This window comes from Enterobacter sp. RCC_40 (assembly GCF_041360735.1).
GTDB lineage: Bacteria > Pseudomonadota > Gammaproteobacteria > Enterobacterales > Enterobacteriaceae > Enterobacter > Enterobacter ludwigii.
The window spans coordinates 43,190-57,252 of sequence record NZ_JBFUPR010000006.1; the positions used below are offsets into that span (position 1 = coordinate 43,190).

Sequence of the window (14,063 nt, forward strand, 5' to 3'; positions counted from 1 at the left end):
TTCTGCCGATTAGATAAGCTTCAGCGAAATCCAGTACAACCCACCCGACAGCAGGATAGAGGCCGGAAGGGTAAATACCCAGGCCATCAGAATGTTGGTCACGGTTTTGCGTTGCAGACCGCCGCCGTCAACAATCATGGTCCCTGCCACGGAAGAGGAGAGTACGTGGGTGGTCGAAACTGGCATACCGGTATAGCTCGCCAGACCGATTGAAACCGCCGCCGTCATCTGCGCGGACATACCCTGCGCATACGTCATGCCTTTCTTACCGATCTTCTCGCCGATGGTGGTCGCCACACGACGCCAGCCAATCATCGTACCGATACCGAGAGCCAGTGCGACAGCCATGATGATCCAGATTGGCGCGTACTCAATAGTATTGAGCATATCGCCTTTCAGTTTCTTCAGCAGACGCTGGTCGTCAGCATTCACTTCTGGCAGCTTCGCCACTTTATCCGTGACATCAGAGATGCACAGCATAATGCGACGCATTTGACCACGTTGCTCAACGGACAGTTTGTCGTAGCTTTCGATATTACCCAGCATGCCTTTGGCACGTTCCAGCGCGTTAATCGCGTTTGCCGGATGGCAGTGGAATTCGCCCGGCGCAGTGGTAGCGCCTGCTTCAGGAGAAGGGATCAACTGGTCAACGCCGGTTGCCTTCTTCAGCAGCTCAGGGTGTTGCTGGAAATAGATTTCAACATTGTTCACCGCATCACGGGTACGGGTGATTTCGTAACCGGAGGCGTTCATGTTAACCACGAATCCCGCCGGTGCGACGCCAATCAGTACCAGCATTACCAGACCAATGCCTTTCTGACCGTCGTTCGCGCCGTGAGAGAAGGCAACGCCTATAGCGGAAAGGATCAGGGCAATCCGCGTCCAGAATGGCGGCTTTTTCTTGCCGTCTTTCTTCTCACGCTCTGCCGGCGTCAGGTGAATACGGGAGCGTTTTTTCGTATTGCTCCAGTAACGACGCAGGATGAAAATCAATCCGCCTGCGACCACCAGACCCACGATAGGGGAGACAATCAGTGAGGCGAAAATTCCCAGCACTTTCGGGATGTTTAACGCATCAACAACCGAGGTACCGGTCATGAGGGCATTCGTTAACCCAATACCGATAATCGCGCCGATGAGGGTGTGAGAACTGGATGCAGGCAGGCCGAAATACCAGGTACCGAGGTTCCAGATAATTGCAGCAAGCAGCATTGAGAACACCATAGCGAGGCCATGGCCAGAACTAACGTTGAGAAGCAGATCCGTTGGCAACATATGCACGATCGCATATGCAACGCTCAGTCCACCCAGAAGAACACCAAAAAAGTTAAATACCGCCGCCATAACAACCGCGAGCTGCGATCGCATTGCGCGAGTGTAGATAACCGTTGCTACTGCGTTTGCAGTGTCGTGGAAGCCGTTGATCGCTTCGTAAAACAGTACAAAAACCAGAGCAAGCAATAATAAAAGCCCGGTATGTAAATCCAGGCCAGCAAACAAATGTAGCATAGGACGTTACGCCATTTTGAGGACATGAACGCGGCGCATTATCCAGGACAAATGCGCGGCGGGCAAAGTGAAATATAGCTTTTTTTTGATATAACTTCGGCTTTGTTGGCGTTAGGTAAAGAAATATATTTTATATTTCAAGTATATGACTGATATCTCGGTTAATTGCGCTGGTGTGACCACAGAGGAAACTTTACAATCCGCGGCAGTTAACGAAGAGGATTTTGACGTGGAAAGGTTTGATGCCGTGGTAATTGGCGCCGGTGCGGCGGGTATGTTTTGTGCGGCGATGGCCGGACAGGCGGGTCGTCGCGTGCTGTTGCTGGATAACGGTAAAAAGCCAGGACGTAAAATTCTGATGTCCGGTGGCGGGCGTTGCAACTTTACAAATCTCTATGTCGAACCTGCAGCTTATCTGAGCCAGAACCGTCATTTTTGCAAATCGGCCCTGGCGCGTTACACCCAGTGGGACTTTATCGACCTGGTGGGTAAGCACGGTATCGCATGGCATGAGAAGACGCTGGGCCAGCTGTTCTGTGATGACTCCGCCCAGCAGATTGTCGATATGCTGGTGGCCGAGTGTGAGAAGGGCGGGGTGGTGATGCGCCTGCGCACGGAAGTGCTGGAGGTGTCCCGCGATGAGCAGGGCTACACGCTGCAGTTAAACGGGGAAAGCGTCAGCGCCGATAACCTGGTGATTGCCAGCGGTGGCCTCTCCATGCCGGGGCTGGGGGCTTCACCATTCGGCTACAAGATTGCCGAACAGTTTGGCCTGAACGTGCTGCCCACCCGTGCGGGGCTGGTACCGTTCACCCTGCATAAGCCTCTGCTGGAACAGCTCCAGACGCTTTCTGGCGTCTCGGTGCCGTCGGTCATTACGGCTGAAGACGGTACGGTGTTCCGTGAAAACCTGCTGTTTACCCACCGTGGTCTTTCCGGCCCGGCGGTACTGCAAATCTCCAGCTACTGGCAGCCGGGGGAGTTTGTCACGGTTAATCTGATACCCGATTGCGACCTGGAGGCTTTCCTCAACGAGCAACGCGCGGCGCACCCGAATCAAAGCCTGAAAAACACGCTGGCCATGCAGTTGCCAAAACGTCTGGTGGAATGTTTGCAGGTGCTGGGTCAGATCCCCGATGTGTCGCTCAAGCAGCTTAACAGCCGCGAACAGGCGGTGCTGGTTGAGACGCTGACAGCCTGGCGGGTGCAGCCCAACGGCACCGAAGGCTACCGCACGGCGGAAGTGACGCTTGGCGGGGTCGACACCCATGAACTCTCCTCACGCACCATGGAAGCGCGCAACGTGCCGGGGCTCTATTTTATTGGTGAGGTGATGGATGTGACCGGCTGGCTCGGCGGGTACAATTTCCAGTGGGCATGGGCAAGTGCCTGGGCGTGCGCTCAGGCGCTGGCAGAAGACAAGTGACATAAGAGCACTGCCACTCGTCACAGATGGCTTTACGGGCTGACGGTGGTTACGTCTGTTACAGCAAGAATATTGCTTGCGGCCACTGTCCCCATCTTGATATATGACGCTGCGGTAACGCCGCCAATATGCGGTGAAATAACCACGTTTTCTACGGACTGCCAGAGGTGCGGCGCCGTCAGCGGCTCGTGGGTAAAGCTGTCCAGCGCTGCGCTGTGCAGCGTGCCATCCCTGAGCGCCGCCAGTAACGATTCATCGTCGATCAGTCCGCCGCGTGCCGTATTTACCAGAATTGCGTTCCGCTTGCAGTGTGCGAGCGTCTGGCTATTGATCATCCCCCGATTCTCATCGGTCAGCGGACAGTGCAAAGAGATGACATCGGAACGGGAAAGAAGTCCATTCAGCGTTTCTGCGCGTTCACACAGGGCAGGCATGGACTTAGCATAGGGATCGTAAGCCAGCACCTTCATGCCGAATGCGTGGCCAATATGTGCCACACGCGAGCCGATAGCACCCAATCCGATGAGCCCTAACGTTAAGCCCTCCAGTTCAATGGATTTATGCGTTGCCTTATCCCAGTGCCCGTCTCGCAGGCGCTTGTCCAGAGGTACCACCGACTTTGCGCAGGCGAGGATCTGCGCCCAGGTATGTTCAGCCACTGCCGCCGCGTTTGCACCTGGCGCAGCGCGGACGGCGATGTTTCGCTCGGCCGCTGCCCTCTGGTCTATCACATCGATCCCGCTTCCGTGCTTGGAAATAACCTGCAGAGCGGGGGCGGCATCCATGACTTTCGCGGTAATCTTGCCGTAACGTACCAGAATCGCCACAGGATTGTGTCGTTCACACAGCGCGATCAGTTCATCTTCTGTGGGCTGGCGGCCCGCAAACACCACCTCAAAGCCCTGCAACATCACCATGGCCTGCTCCGCCAGGTCGCTTCCGGTAACCAGAACTACGTCTTTGCCCCCCATCACAGCGTCTCCCCGTCATCTAACATACCTGCCTTACGCAGCGCGTCATCAAGCCAGTGTGGACGTAAATCGCCTTCACGGATGGCGGCAAGGCGTCGGGTCTCCATCTCCAGCTTTTCTTTTGCCAGCGCGATAACTTCCTGAACCTCATCGCGCGGGATGACTACCACGCCGTCGATATCCGCGACAACCAGATCCCCGGCCTGAACCGTCGCCCCGGCGACTGAAATGGGATGATTAACCCGACCAGAAATTAGCTTTGTCGGGCCGCAGGGATTCAGACCGGCAGAAAAGACAGGGTAGTGACCTTTGCTCAAGGTATCGGCGTCTCGTACAGCGCCGTCAATAATAATGCCCGCAATGCCGCTCGCCTGAGCCTGAGTGGCCATGATTTCCCCAAGCAGTGCGCAGCTCAGGTCGCCTTTGCCATCGACGATCAGGACATCGCCGGGCTGCGCCACCGCCATCGCGGCATGAATCGCCAGATTATCACCCGGACGGACTTCAACGGTGATGGCCGGACCCGCAACGGACATGTGTGGGGCCAGCGGTTTGATGCGGCCATGAAGTGTACCGCGGCGACCGGCCACGTCGGCCAGAATAGCGGCCTGATACTCGGCAGCCCGACGAACGTCCTCGGCAGAAACGCGATCAAACTGGCGATTAATCGATTTTTTTTCAGTAACGGACATGAATGCCTCCATATTGTTTTACTAAGTACAATGCAGGTGTACAGTGCAAAACAACTATAGCGGTGTTGCTTTCCTTTTAGCCAGACCCGAGATGGCGTTTGTGATGTAAACACGAAGTGACTCACAAAATTTGAGGTACACTCACTGCCGGGCTAACAAGGAGATAATGATGGGGAATGAAGGCGTTGTAGCGGTTGAAAAAGCGCTGGCTTTACTGGATTGCTTCCGTCCTGGAGATGAGAGCCTGACGCTGACCGCGCTGGCACAGCTATCGGGTTATCACAAAACCACGGTTTACCGCTTGATGAATTCTCTTGAACGGATGAATTACGTCGTCAGGCATGAAGACGGCAATTATGCGCTGGGCCCACGTCTGCTTTACCTCGGCAAGCTGTATGAACACTCTTTCCATCTTTCCCGAGTGGTTCAGCCAGAGCTTCAGGCCTTATCCCTGGCGTCTCAGGAGAGTGCCAGCTGGTATGTGCTGGAGGGAGGGCAGCGGCTTTGCCTGTTTCGCGCTGAAGCGTCGCATGGCCTGCGACACAGCAATCTTCCCGGTAGCCAGTTTCCGCTCGATAATTCGGCCATCAGTAAGGTATTACGCCATTGGGGGCTCAATGAGAGCCTGCCGGAGGGAGACGCTGAACTCCCATTCTACACGTCAGGCGCACGCGATCCCCACACCGCTGCGTTTGCGATGCCTGTCTTCGGCGTTCACGACAAGCTGGTTGCGGCGTTAGCCCTGACCGGCCCCATCTCACGGCTGACGGAAGATCGTCGTGAGAAGGAGATAGGTCAGTTGATGAAGGCGGCAGCAAGCCGTCTGTCGCAGAAAATGGGAGCCAGTAAGCTCTTCTGTCAGCAGTTTTTTGGGGAAACGAGCGATACGGCGGAAGAACATCTTTAAATGCAGAAGCGGGACAGTTGTCCCGCTTCTGTCAACGCTAATGCGTGACCTGTTTTTCGTGTAGCTGAGCGTTGCGGGCCTGTCGGCCCATAATGAGCACCGCTATCCCCCCGGTCACGCACAGCGCGGCCAGCGGAAGCATCGCCAGCGTGTAGCTGCCCGTACGCTCATTGATAATGCCGTACGCGTTTACCATCACCGCCCCGCCTATCAGGTTTGCGATGGCACCAATCGCGGCCAGTCCCGCCGCCGCTGAGGTACTGCTCATCCAACCGGACGCCAGCGCCCAGAAAGGCCCTTTCATTGAATAGGCGCCTATCAGCATAATGCTGAGGATAACGATCGTGGCAGACAGCGAAACGCTCACAAAGGCGGCGAACACGCCGGCGGCAATTATGAATAGCGTGAGTGCGGTATGCCAGCGGCGTTCGTTGGTACGATCGGAATTCCGTCCCCATACAATCATGAGAACAGATGCCAGACCGTAAGGAATGGCGTTAAGCAGACCTGTCTCAAGATTATCGAGATGGAAGGATTTCAGCAGTTGAGGAGACCAGACGCTGATGGTGGTACCCGCGGACGATGCACCCGCGTAAATCAGCGCCATCAGCCAGATTTGGCGATGCTTTAGCAACTGCCAGGTGGTCTGGTGTCCGATATTCTTTTGCTGATTGCGCTCGGTTTCCAGCGTGGTTTCCAGCCATTGTTTCTGTTCACTGCTAAGCCAGCTCGCCTGATGAGGGCGATCCCGGAGAATAAACCAGGCGGCAATACCCAGCAGCACCGCCGGCAAGCCTTCAATAATGAACAGCAGATGCCAGCCGCGAAGACCCAGCCAGCCATCCAGTGACAGTATCAACCCGGAAAGCGGGGAGCCAATGAAGTTAGCGAGCGGGATGGCGACCATAAAGGACGCAATAATGCGTGCGCGGTAGCGGGACGGGATCCACCAGGTCAGATACAGCACGACGCCCGGAAAGAAACCCGCCTCTGCAGCACCGAGAAGAAAACGGACGATATAGAGCGACGTGGTGTTCTGCACCAGGGACATACACATGGAGACGATGCCCCAACTGATCATAATGCGCGGGATCCACAGACGGGCGCCGACTTTCTGCATGGCCAGGTTGCTGGGTACTTCAAACAGAAAATAGGCCACGAAATAAAGACTGCTGGCGAAGCCAAATGCAGCTTTGCTGAGGCCAAGGTCCTCATTCATCTGCAGCGAAGCCATGCCGATATTCCCGCGATCGATAATGGAGACCAGGTAACTGACAATCAGAAACGGGAGAATACGCCAGATCACCTTCCGCATCGTCTCTCTTTCTATGTCCTCGGTGGCGGTAGCACCGTTACGTAAATGTTCTGTCATTGTGTCCTCGCAGGGTATGTTCTTTGTTTTATTAGGTACAACTGAGTTTTATTAAACAAAACCACTATAGCGACGGCGCGTTCTTTTTATCCAGTTAATGGAAGGTTTAAATGATGTAAATAAGAGGTGACTCACAGATAGTGCGCTCCAGATATATCGCTCATAGCAGTCGAACCAGCCGCAAAGAGGAGACTCTATAAGGGTGATAATCACGCAGCGCAATTATTGCACCAACTTTTTTCCTCCGATCCGCTAAGCTTCGACCAGGCCAGACAACTCCAGGTGCCCCGCTGCGTTCGCGGGGTCATTTTTCTTCCCGGTCAGAGCACCTTTCATGCAGCTACTCAGCATCATTATTTTGCTTACCCTTACGGTGGTCATCCATTCGCTGTGGATGTTTTGCGTTTTAAAATTCATTAACTTAGAGGTCGACTCTGCGGTGCGTGTGGTTTTGCGTAATGTCGGGATCGTTATCTCCATGATCTTCGCCCATCTTCTTGAAGCCGGTCTGTTCGCCGGGTTTTATTTTGTTATTGATGCGTTTAACGACTGGAACACCAGCTTCTACTTTTCGCTGGTCAGTTACGCCACGGTGGGATACGGCGATGTCACGTTGCCTCAGCACTGGCGGCTGATTGGGGGCGTGGAAGGTCTGGTCGGCGCCTTGATGGTGGGCTGGTCAGTGGCGGTTCTGGTGGCCGTACTGCAGCGTTTGCGCGGCATGAGCGCCTAAACGGCAGATGCGCGACCCCATGGAGTGCGGTAAAGTACCTCTCTTTGCCGGGCCTGAAAGGCCGCGGCTTTAAGGGTTAAAGGCTGGTAAACAGCCTGCCCCTTTCCGTTCCTGGTTTACGCCAGTTTGCATGGTGTTGTGTTTTGTCTGCCAAAAGGGTTGTGTATGTCTGCTGCTCATCTCGGTTTCCCGACTGAAACCGTTGTTGTCTTTGTAGTAATGGCCGTCGGGGCGATGTTTATCGACCTCTTTATGCACCGTCACGATAAACCGATCTCGCTGAAAAGCGCTGCCATGTGGTCCCTCTTCTGGGTCATGATGGCCATGGCTTTCGCCGGGTTCCTGTATGTTCACCACGGCGCAGAGATGGCGAGCCTGTTCCTCACCGGTTACGCGCTGGAAGAGGTGCTCTCCGTCGATAACCTGTTTGTGATGATGGCGATTTTTGCCTGGTTCGGCGTGCCGGATAAATATCGTCACCGTGTCCTCTACTGGGGCGTGCTCGGGGCGATTGTTTTCCGCGGTATCTTTGTGGCCATTGGTACCAGCCTGTTAAGTCTGGGGCCTTACGTCGAGGTTATCTTCGCGCTGGTCGTCGGCTGGACGGCGGTGATGATGCTCAGACGCAATGAAGAGAGTGACGAGGTTGAAGATTACTCCGGCCATCTGGCTTACCGTCTGGTGAAACGCTTCTATCCTGTCTGGCCTAAAATCAGCAGCAATGCCTTTATTCTGACCCAGAAAGAGGTGGACGCGGAGCTGGAGAAACCTGAAAACCAGGACGTAACGGTTGGCCGCGTGAAGAAGGCGAAACGCTACGCAACGCCGCTGTTGCTTTGCGTGGCGGTCGTGGAACTCTCTGATGTGATGTTCGCGTTTGACTCCGTGCCGGCCATTATTGCCGTCAGCCGTGAGCCGCTTATTATTTACAGCGCAATGATGTTTGCCATCCTCGGCTTGCGTACGCTCTACTTCGTGCTGGAAGCGCTGAAGCAGTATCTGGTGCATCTGGAGAAAGCGGTGGTGCTGCTGCTGTTCTTCGTGGCGTTCAAGCTCGGATTAAATGCCACCGATCACTTCTGGCACCACGGTTACAGCATTGGTGCCACGGCAAGCCTGTTTGTGGTGCTTGGCGTGCTGGCGCTGGGGATTATCACCAGCGTGATGTTCCCGGGGAAGAAAGAAGCCCATTAAAAGCAAAACGGCAACCTTTGGTTGCCGTTTTCGGGTAGACAGTGTCTAACACTTAATCGGTGAATGTCGACGCTTGCGCGGCGGATGGAAGTGCCGCCAGTGTGCATCCTGCGCCGCCGCCAGCAGTTCATGGTCGCCGCGGGTATCGCCCCACGCGCGCAGGTGGTAGCTATTCAGATCGCCATACACTTTTTCCAGCCTCGCCACCTTCTGGGCACAGCGGCAGTTGTTGCCGGTGATACGCCCGGTCAGCTTGCCGTCTTTCACTTCCAGCTGCGTGCCAATCAGCTTAATCCCCAGCTTGTCAGCCCACGGCTGGAGCACCAGCGCCGGAGAGGCGGAGCAGATGGTCACTTCCGCACCGGAATTCACCTCTGCGGCGACGGCCAGTACGCCGGCAGGGCGCATCAGCTTGTCCCAGTATTTTTCGCAAAACGCTTCCGCCTGCTGCCGTAGCCAGTGTTCATCCACGCCCGTCAGGAACGTTTTAATCAGCACTTCCTTCAGCTCATCGCGCGTCAGCTTACGACGCACGCAGTGCAGCGTGGGTAAGGCCATACGCACCAGGCGGCCCGCGAAGTAACGTTTACCAAAGGCAAAACGCAGGAAAGGGATAAAGCTGTCGTGGTGCGTCAGTGTTCCATCAAAGTCGAAGACGGAGAGCACGTTGGATTTGGCCACGGCCTCGTCGGCAATCATATTGGTCATAAATACGTCTTAGCTAAAATACACATTCTGTTGATTAGTTTACCTGCTTTACCCTGTCTGTCCTTCTGTCTTGAGCATTTTTTTCGCGATCTTGCGATCGGAAAGTGAGTCCATTTTTGGTCTCAATAATAATTGGTTGAAAAGCGAGCTGTCTATATTATCGCCACATTGAGCGCTATTTCGGGGGAACGTTGGCCCCCACCGGTAAGGAAAATATCCACTCACTGAATCTATTTTGATATGACGTTTAGATCGCTTATTTCAATCCTCTCGTTAAGTCTGGCTTCGTTTTCGGCATTGAGTTTTCAACTACCGGCGTCGATGCTGTCAATGAACCGCGAGCTTGCCCTTTCTCCGGCAAAATCCGTGCTGCTGCACCAGGAAACAGGACCACTGCGTACCCGGATCCTTGAGCAATACCAGAAGTGGAAAGGCACCCACTATCAGTGGGGCGGGACCACACATCGGGGCGTGGACTGCTCCGCGCTGATGCAGCATCTGTTCAGCGATGCGGCGAACCTTAATCTGCCGCGCACGACGGGCGAACAGATCCATCGCGGCGTGAAGGTGGCGCAATACCGTCTGAAGGCGGGGGATTTGGTCTTCTTTCAGACCGGTCCAGACCGAAGGCACGTGGGCGTGTACATCGGCAATAGCCAGTTTATTCATGCCTCACGCAGCCAGGGCGTAACCGTCTCAACCCTGACTGATGACTACTGGCAGGCGCACTATATTACTGCCCGACGGGTCACAGACCGTTCTGTCTGAGGGATCAGATGATGTCATCCACCACGCCGCCATCGACGCGCAGTGCCGCGCCCGAGGTGGCGGAGGCCTGGGGCGAGCAGACATACACCACCATATTGGCGACTTCTTCCACCGTCGCGGCACGCTGGATAACCGAGCTCGGGCGGTGAGTCATCACAAACTCTTTCGCCAGTTCCTCCAGCGATTTGCCGGTTCTCTCGATCTCGTCTTTCATCATGCCGGCAAAACCGTCTGAAAGGGTGGGACCGGGCAATACGCTGTTCACCGTGACACCGCTTCCCGCCACGAACTTCGCCAGCCCGCGAGCGAGCGACAGCTGCGCCGTTTTGGTCACGCCATAGTGGATCATGTCTGCCGGAATATTGCAGGCCGACTCGGACGAAATAAACACCACGCGTCCCCAGCCTTTCTGCACCATACCCGGCAGCAGCGCACGGGAGATACGCACACCGGACATCACGTTTGTCTGCCAGTAACGCTCCCAGGTGTCATCGTCGGTGCCATAAAAATCCTGCTGGCCGTAAATGCCGGCATTGTTGACCAGGATGTCGACGTGGGTCGCCACGTTCAGCAGCGATTCCACCCCTTCAGCCGTGCTGAGGTCGGCAATCGCGGCGCGTACCTGCACCCCAGGCACAACCTGTTGTAGCTGCTGGATACCTTTATTCACAGATTCCGTGCTACGGCCATTGATGATCACTTCCGCACCGCTTTCAGCCAGCCCTCGGGCTATGGCGAACCCGATCCCGCCGGTAGAGGCGGTCACCAGCGCGACTTTCCCCGTAAAATCGATCTTCATCATCTGCTCCTTATCGTGTTTAACGTTCGGACCTTAAAGCGTAGCAGGTGAGGATGGCGGCTCCTGGCTAAAAAGGCGCAGCAGGGTCTCAACCTGTTCATCCAGCGGGCCGAGGGAGCGTTTCACAATCAGGTGCAGCGGCGTAGCCCGGCGTGCGCCATGGCTAAGCGGCAGGCGTTTAAGTACCCCCAGATCAAGCTGGGTCTGAATACGCTCCTCTGGCAGCCAGCCATAGCCGACCTGAGACATCACCGCCTCTATGGCTGCGTCAATGGTGGAAAAGGTCCACGACTCGCCGGCCGCACGCGCGGCGGTCTGGCTGTCGGCTATCTGAATGAGCGGCCACGGGCGCAGCATATCGTCGTTAAGCGGCGCGTCGAGGCTAAAGAGGGGATGTTGATGATGCGCCACGGCAACAAAGTCGATATTCATCAGCCATTCGCCAAGACCGGTTATGTCCTGGCGGCGGGTTAACACCATCACGTCGGCTTCATCATTAATGACATCGGTGCGGCTATTTTCCAGCACTTCGGTGAGGCGGACCTGCGTTTGCGGATACAGCTGCTGGAACTGACGCAAAATAGCAAACAGGCGTCGGCGCGGGAAAATGCTGTCCACCACCAGATCTAACCGCGTGCGCATTCCGTTACGCAGGCTTGCCGCACGGGTCTCAACATAGGCGAAGGCTTTCAGCAACGGTTTAACCTGGTTGAGCAGGAGTTCGCCGGCCGGGGTTAAGACAGCCCGCCGCCCCTCGGGCACCAGCAGCGCCACGCCCAGCCGCTCCTGCAGCAGCGACAGGTTATAGCTGACCGAGGACTGGCTGCGGTTGGTCTCTTCCGCTGCTTTGGCAAAGCTACCTGCCTCGACCACTCTTTCCAGTAATGACCATTGTTCAAGCGTCGTCTTATGCATGATTAATCTAAAATTTGGATGAGTTTGATTCAAACATAGCGTTATTCATTCATTTTTTGAAGGGGTACGATCGTCTCATCAAAACAAAGGAGACACATTATGAACACCTTCGACAAACATGACTTAAGCGGCTTCGTCGGCAAACACCTTGTATATACCTACGATAATGGCTGGAACTACGAGATTTATGTCAAAAATGAAACTACCCTTGATTACCGTATTCACAGCGGGATTGTGGCGAACCGTTGGGTGAAAGATCAGCAGGCTTATATTGTTCGTGTAGGGGAGAGCATCTATAAAATTTCCTGGACAGAACCAACCGGTACCGACGTGAGCCTGATAGCAAACCTGGGTGACAAACTGTTCCACGGCACCATCTTCTTCCCGCGTTGGGTGATCAACAATCCAGAAAAAACCGTCTGCTTCCAGAACGATCATATTCCATTGATGAATGCGTATCGTGATGCGGGCCCGGCATACCCCACTGAAGTCATTGATGAATTTGCGACGATCACCTTTGTTCGCGACTGTGGGGCGAATAATGAAAGCGTTATTGCCTGTGCGGCGAGCGAGTTACCAAAAAACTTTCCTGATAATTTAAAATAAGCGCGACAATTAACTAAAAAGAAAAGTTCCCGGCTATTTCTTCTTTTAAAAGAAATAGCCGGGATTTTTTTTGTTTGTTGATGTTATGTTTAAAAAATTGCAGGCAAAGGTCGAGTTTGATCACACAATAAATAATTCATAATAATTTAACTCTTTGTATTTTAAGTGGTTAATGGGTGGATAAAGTGAATGGAATGTCTTTCTTAATTTTTCCCTAAGAAATGTTAGCTACCTTGATATAAGTTTATGGTTCGTTGAAATAAACGAGCCGGCATTTGGTTAATATCAAAAGCGTGCCATTCTTATTTCAAGGAAATTAATGATGAGTGATTTTTTGCCTTTTTCCCGGCCGTCCATGGGTAGCGAGGAATTAGCGGCGTTGCAGGAGGTATTAACCTCCGGCTGGATCACCACAGGACCGAAAAATCAGGCGCTTGAAGAGGCATTTTGTCAGCTAACCGGGAATCAACATGCGATTGCCGTCAGCTCAGCGACCGCGGGAATGCATGTCACGCTGATGGCGCTGGGTATTGGTCCAGGCGATGAAGTGATTACCCCCTCCCTGACCTGGGTATCCACACTGAATATGATTGTGCTGCTGGGCGCAACCCCGGTGATGATTGATGTGGACCGGGATACGTTGATGGTCACGCCGGATGCGATCGACGCCGCCATTACGCCGCGCACAAAAGCGATTGTTCCGGTTCATTATGCCGGCGCGCCGTGTGACATCGACGCCATTCGCGCCATCGGGGAGCGTCACGGTATCGCGGTCATTGAAGATGCGGCGCATGCAGCCGGCACGTACTACCACTCGCGTCACGTGGGCTGGCAGGGCACCGCGATTTTCTCATTCCACGCCATTAAAAACATGACCTGCGCCGAAGGCGGGTTAGTGGTCACGGACGATGCGCAACTGGCGCAGCGGATCCGTAGCCTGAAATTCCACGGCCTGGGTGTGGATGCCTACGACCGCCAGACGCACGGTCGTGCACCGCAGGCAGAAGTTATCACGCCCGGCTTCAAATACAACCTGGCGGATATCAACGCCGCGCTGGCGCTGGTGCAGTTGGGCAAACTGAAAGAGGCCAACGCACGACGTCATGACATTGCTGAACGCTATCTGCGCGAGCTTGCCGATACGCCGTTCCAGCCGCTGCGTATTCCTTCATGGCCGCACGTCCACGCCTGGCACCTGTTCATCATTCGCGTGGATGAAGCCAGCTGCGGGATTTCTCGCGACAACCTGATGGCAGCCCTGAAGGAAAAAGGCATTGGTACCGGCCTGCATTTCCGCGCGGCGCACACGCAAAAATACTACCGCGAGCGTTTTCCTGATGTATCGCTCCCGAATTCTGAATGGAATAGCGCGCGTATTTGTTCTCTCCCCCTTTTCCCGGACATGACTCATGACGACACAACCCGCGTCATTACCGCGCTCCATCAGCTTGCAGGAAATTGAT

The 14,063-nt window shown here is 54.7% G+C and carries 14 protein-coding genes; 7 read left to right on the forward strand and 7 right to left on the reverse strand.

Going from position 1 to position 14,063, the window contains the following annotated elements; all coding sequences use genetic code 11:
- Window positions 1–9: 9 nt before the first annotated feature.
- Complete coding sequence (pitA, locus tag AB6731_RS18345; RefSeq protein WP_025202815.1) at window positions 10–1,509, reverse strand: inorganic phosphate transporter PitA; 1,500 nt, start codon at window positions 1,507–1,509, stop codon at window positions 10–12.
- A 229-nt stretch (window positions 1,510–1,738) separates the two neighbouring features.
- Here pitA and AB6731_RS18350 point away from each other — a divergent pair, with 229 nt between their 5' ends.
- Window positions 1,739–2,935 (forward strand): NAD(P)/FAD-dependent oxidoreductase, encoded by a 1,197-nt coding sequence (locus tag AB6731_RS18350; protein WP_049021804.1) that lies wholly within the window; start codon window positions 1,739–1,741, stop codon window positions 2,933–2,935.
- Window positions 2,936–2,967: 32 nt separating this feature from the next.
- Here the strand turns inward: AB6731_RS18350 and AB6731_RS18355 are convergent, their stop codons facing one another.
- Window positions 2,968–3,906 (reverse strand): NAD(P)-dependent oxidoreductase, encoded by a 939-nt coding sequence (locus AB6731_RS18355; protein WP_371006641.1) that lies wholly within the window; start codon window positions 3,904–3,906, stop codon window positions 2,968–2,970.
- Window positions 3,906–4,598, reverse strand: a complete 693-nt coding sequence (locus AB6731_RS18360; protein ID WP_371006642.1) for an RraA family protein — start codon at window positions 4,596–4,598, stop codon at window positions 3,906–3,908. Before AB6731_RS18360 ends, AB6731_RS18355 begins: the two co-directional genes overlap by 1 nt.
- A 169-nt stretch (window positions 4,599–4,767) precedes the next feature.
- Between AB6731_RS18360 and AB6731_RS18365 the strand changes: the two genes are divergently transcribed.
- The gene (locus AB6731_RS18365; protein WP_068795387.1) at window positions 4,768–5,505 is read left to right on the forward strand and encodes an IclR family transcriptional regulator; all 738 of its coding nucleotides are present in this window, start codon (window positions 4,768–4,770) and stop codon (window positions 5,503–5,505) included.
- 37 nt (window positions 5,506–5,542) lie between these two features.
- Here AB6731_RS18365 and AB6731_RS18370 read toward each other — a convergent pair whose 3' ends face one another.
- Complete coding sequence (locus AB6731_RS18370; RefSeq protein ID WP_371006644.1) at window positions 5,543–6,877, reverse strand: MFS transporter; 1,335 nt, start codon at window positions 6,875–6,877, stop codon at window positions 5,543–5,545.
- A gap of 334 nt (window positions 6,878–7,211) precedes the next feature.
- Between AB6731_RS18370 and AB6731_RS18375 the strand changes: the two genes are divergently transcribed.
- Window positions 7,212–7,610, forward strand: a complete 399-nt coding sequence (locus tag AB6731_RS18375; protein WP_020884509.1) for a potassium channel family protein — start codon at window positions 7,212–7,214, stop codon at window positions 7,608–7,610.
- A 165-nt stretch (window positions 7,611–7,775) separates the two neighbouring features.
- Window positions 7,776–8,804 carry a TerC/Alx family metal homeostasis membrane protein gene (locus tag AB6731_RS18380; protein ID WP_025202820.1) on the forward strand — a complete coding sequence of 343 codons (1,029 nt, stop codon included), beginning with the start codon at window positions 7,776–7,778 and terminating at the stop codon, window positions 8,802–8,804.
- 45 nt (window positions 8,805–8,849) lie between these two features.
- Here AB6731_RS18380 and AB6731_RS18385 read toward each other — a convergent pair whose 3' ends face one another.
- Entirely contained in the window at window positions 8,850–9,512 is a 663-nt protein-coding gene (locus AB6731_RS18385; protein WP_014172059.1) for an HAD family hydrolase, read from the reverse strand.
- 240 nt (window positions 9,513–9,752) lie between these two features.
- Between AB6731_RS18385 and AB6731_RS18390 the strand changes: the two genes are divergently transcribed.
- The gene (locus AB6731_RS18390) at window positions 9,753–10,280 is read left to right on the forward strand and encodes an NlpC/P60 family protein (RefSeq protein WP_371006645.1); all 528 of its coding nucleotides are present in this window, start codon (window positions 9,753–9,755) and stop codon (window positions 10,278–10,280) included.
- Window positions 10,281–10,284: 4 nt separating this feature from the next.
- On the opposite strand, the gene AB6731_RS18395 is transcribed toward AB6731_RS18390, so the two are convergent.
- Window positions 10,285–11,079, reverse strand: a complete 795-nt coding sequence (locus tag AB6731_RS18395; RefSeq protein WP_025202822.1) for an SDR family NAD(P)-dependent oxidoreductase — start codon at window positions 11,077–11,079, stop codon at window positions 10,285–10,287.
- Window positions 11,080–11,112: 33 nt separating this feature from the next.
- Entirely contained in the window at window positions 11,113–11,994 is an 882-nt protein-coding gene (locus AB6731_RS18400; protein WP_020884513.1) for a LysR family transcriptional regulator, read from the reverse strand.
- Between the two features lie 99 nt (window positions 11,995–12,093).
- On the opposite strand from AB6731_RS18400, the gene AB6731_RS18405 reads away from it, so the two are divergent.
- Together AB6731_RS18405 and arnB are read left to right on the forward strand one after the other, a co-directional pair.
- Entirely contained in the window at window positions 12,094–12,600 is a 507-nt protein-coding gene (locus AB6731_RS18405; RefSeq protein WP_020884514.1) for a phenolic acid decarboxylase, read from the forward strand.
- A 322-nt stretch (window positions 12,601–12,922) separates the two neighbouring features.
- Window positions 12,923–14,062, forward strand: a complete 1,140-nt coding sequence (arnB, locus tag AB6731_RS18410) for a UDP-4-amino-4-deoxy-L-arabinose aminotransferase (protein ID WP_371006646.1) — start codon at window positions 12,923–12,925, stop codon at window positions 14,060–14,062.
- The last annotated feature ends 1 nt before the right edge of the window (window position 14,063 follow it).

Bases quoted from the DNA above. Each gene is read 5' to 3' on its own strand.
- pitA (WP_025202815.1), bottom strand. From the start codon at position 1,509: ATGCTACATTTGTTTGCTGGCCTGGATTTACATACCGGGCTTTTATTA.
- AB6731_RS18355 (WP_371006641.1), bottom strand. From the start codon at position 3,906: ATGGGGGGCAAAGACGTAGTTCTGGTTACCGGAAGCGACCTGGCGGAG.
- AB6731_RS18360 (WP_371006642.1), bottom strand. From the start codon at position 4,598: ATGTCCGTTACTGAAAAAAAATCGATTAATCGCCAGTTTGATCGCGTT.
- AB6731_RS18365 (WP_068795387.1), top strand. From the start codon at position 4,768: ATGGGGAATGAAGGCGTTGTAGCGGTTGAAAAAGCGCTGGCTTTACTG.
- AB6731_RS18370 (WP_371006644.1), bottom strand. From the start codon at position 6,877: ATGACAGAACATTTACGTAACGGTGCTACCGCCACCGAGGACATAGAA.
- AB6731_RS18375 (WP_020884509.1), top strand. From the start codon at position 7,212: ATGCAGCTACTCAGCATCATTATTTTGCTTACCCTTACGGTGGTCATC.
- AB6731_RS18380 (WP_025202820.1), top strand. From the start codon at position 7,776: ATGTCTGCTGCTCATCTCGGTTTCCCGACTGAAACCGTTGTTGTCTTT.
- AB6731_RS18385 (WP_014172059.1), bottom strand. From the start codon at position 9,512: ATGACCAATATGATTGCCGACGAGGCCGTGGCCAAATCCAACGTGCTC.
- AB6731_RS18390 (WP_371006645.1), top strand. From the start codon at position 9,753: ATGACGTTTAGATCGCTTATTTCAATCCTCTCGTTAAGTCTGGCTTCG.
- AB6731_RS18395 (WP_025202822.1), bottom strand. From the start codon at position 11,079: ATGAAGATCGATTTTACGGGGAAAGTCGCGCTGGTGACCGCCTCTACC.
- AB6731_RS18400 (WP_020884513.1), bottom strand. From the start codon at position 11,994: ATGCATAAGACGACGCTTGAACAATGGTCATTACTGGAAAGAGTGGTC.
- AB6731_RS18405 (WP_020884514.1), top strand. From the start codon at position 12,094: ATGAACACCTTCGACAAACATGACTTAAGCGGCTTCGTCGGCAAACAC.
- arnB (WP_371006646.1), top strand. From the start codon at position 12,923: ATGAGTGATTTTTTGCCTTTTTCCCGGCCGTCCATGGGTAGCGAGGAA.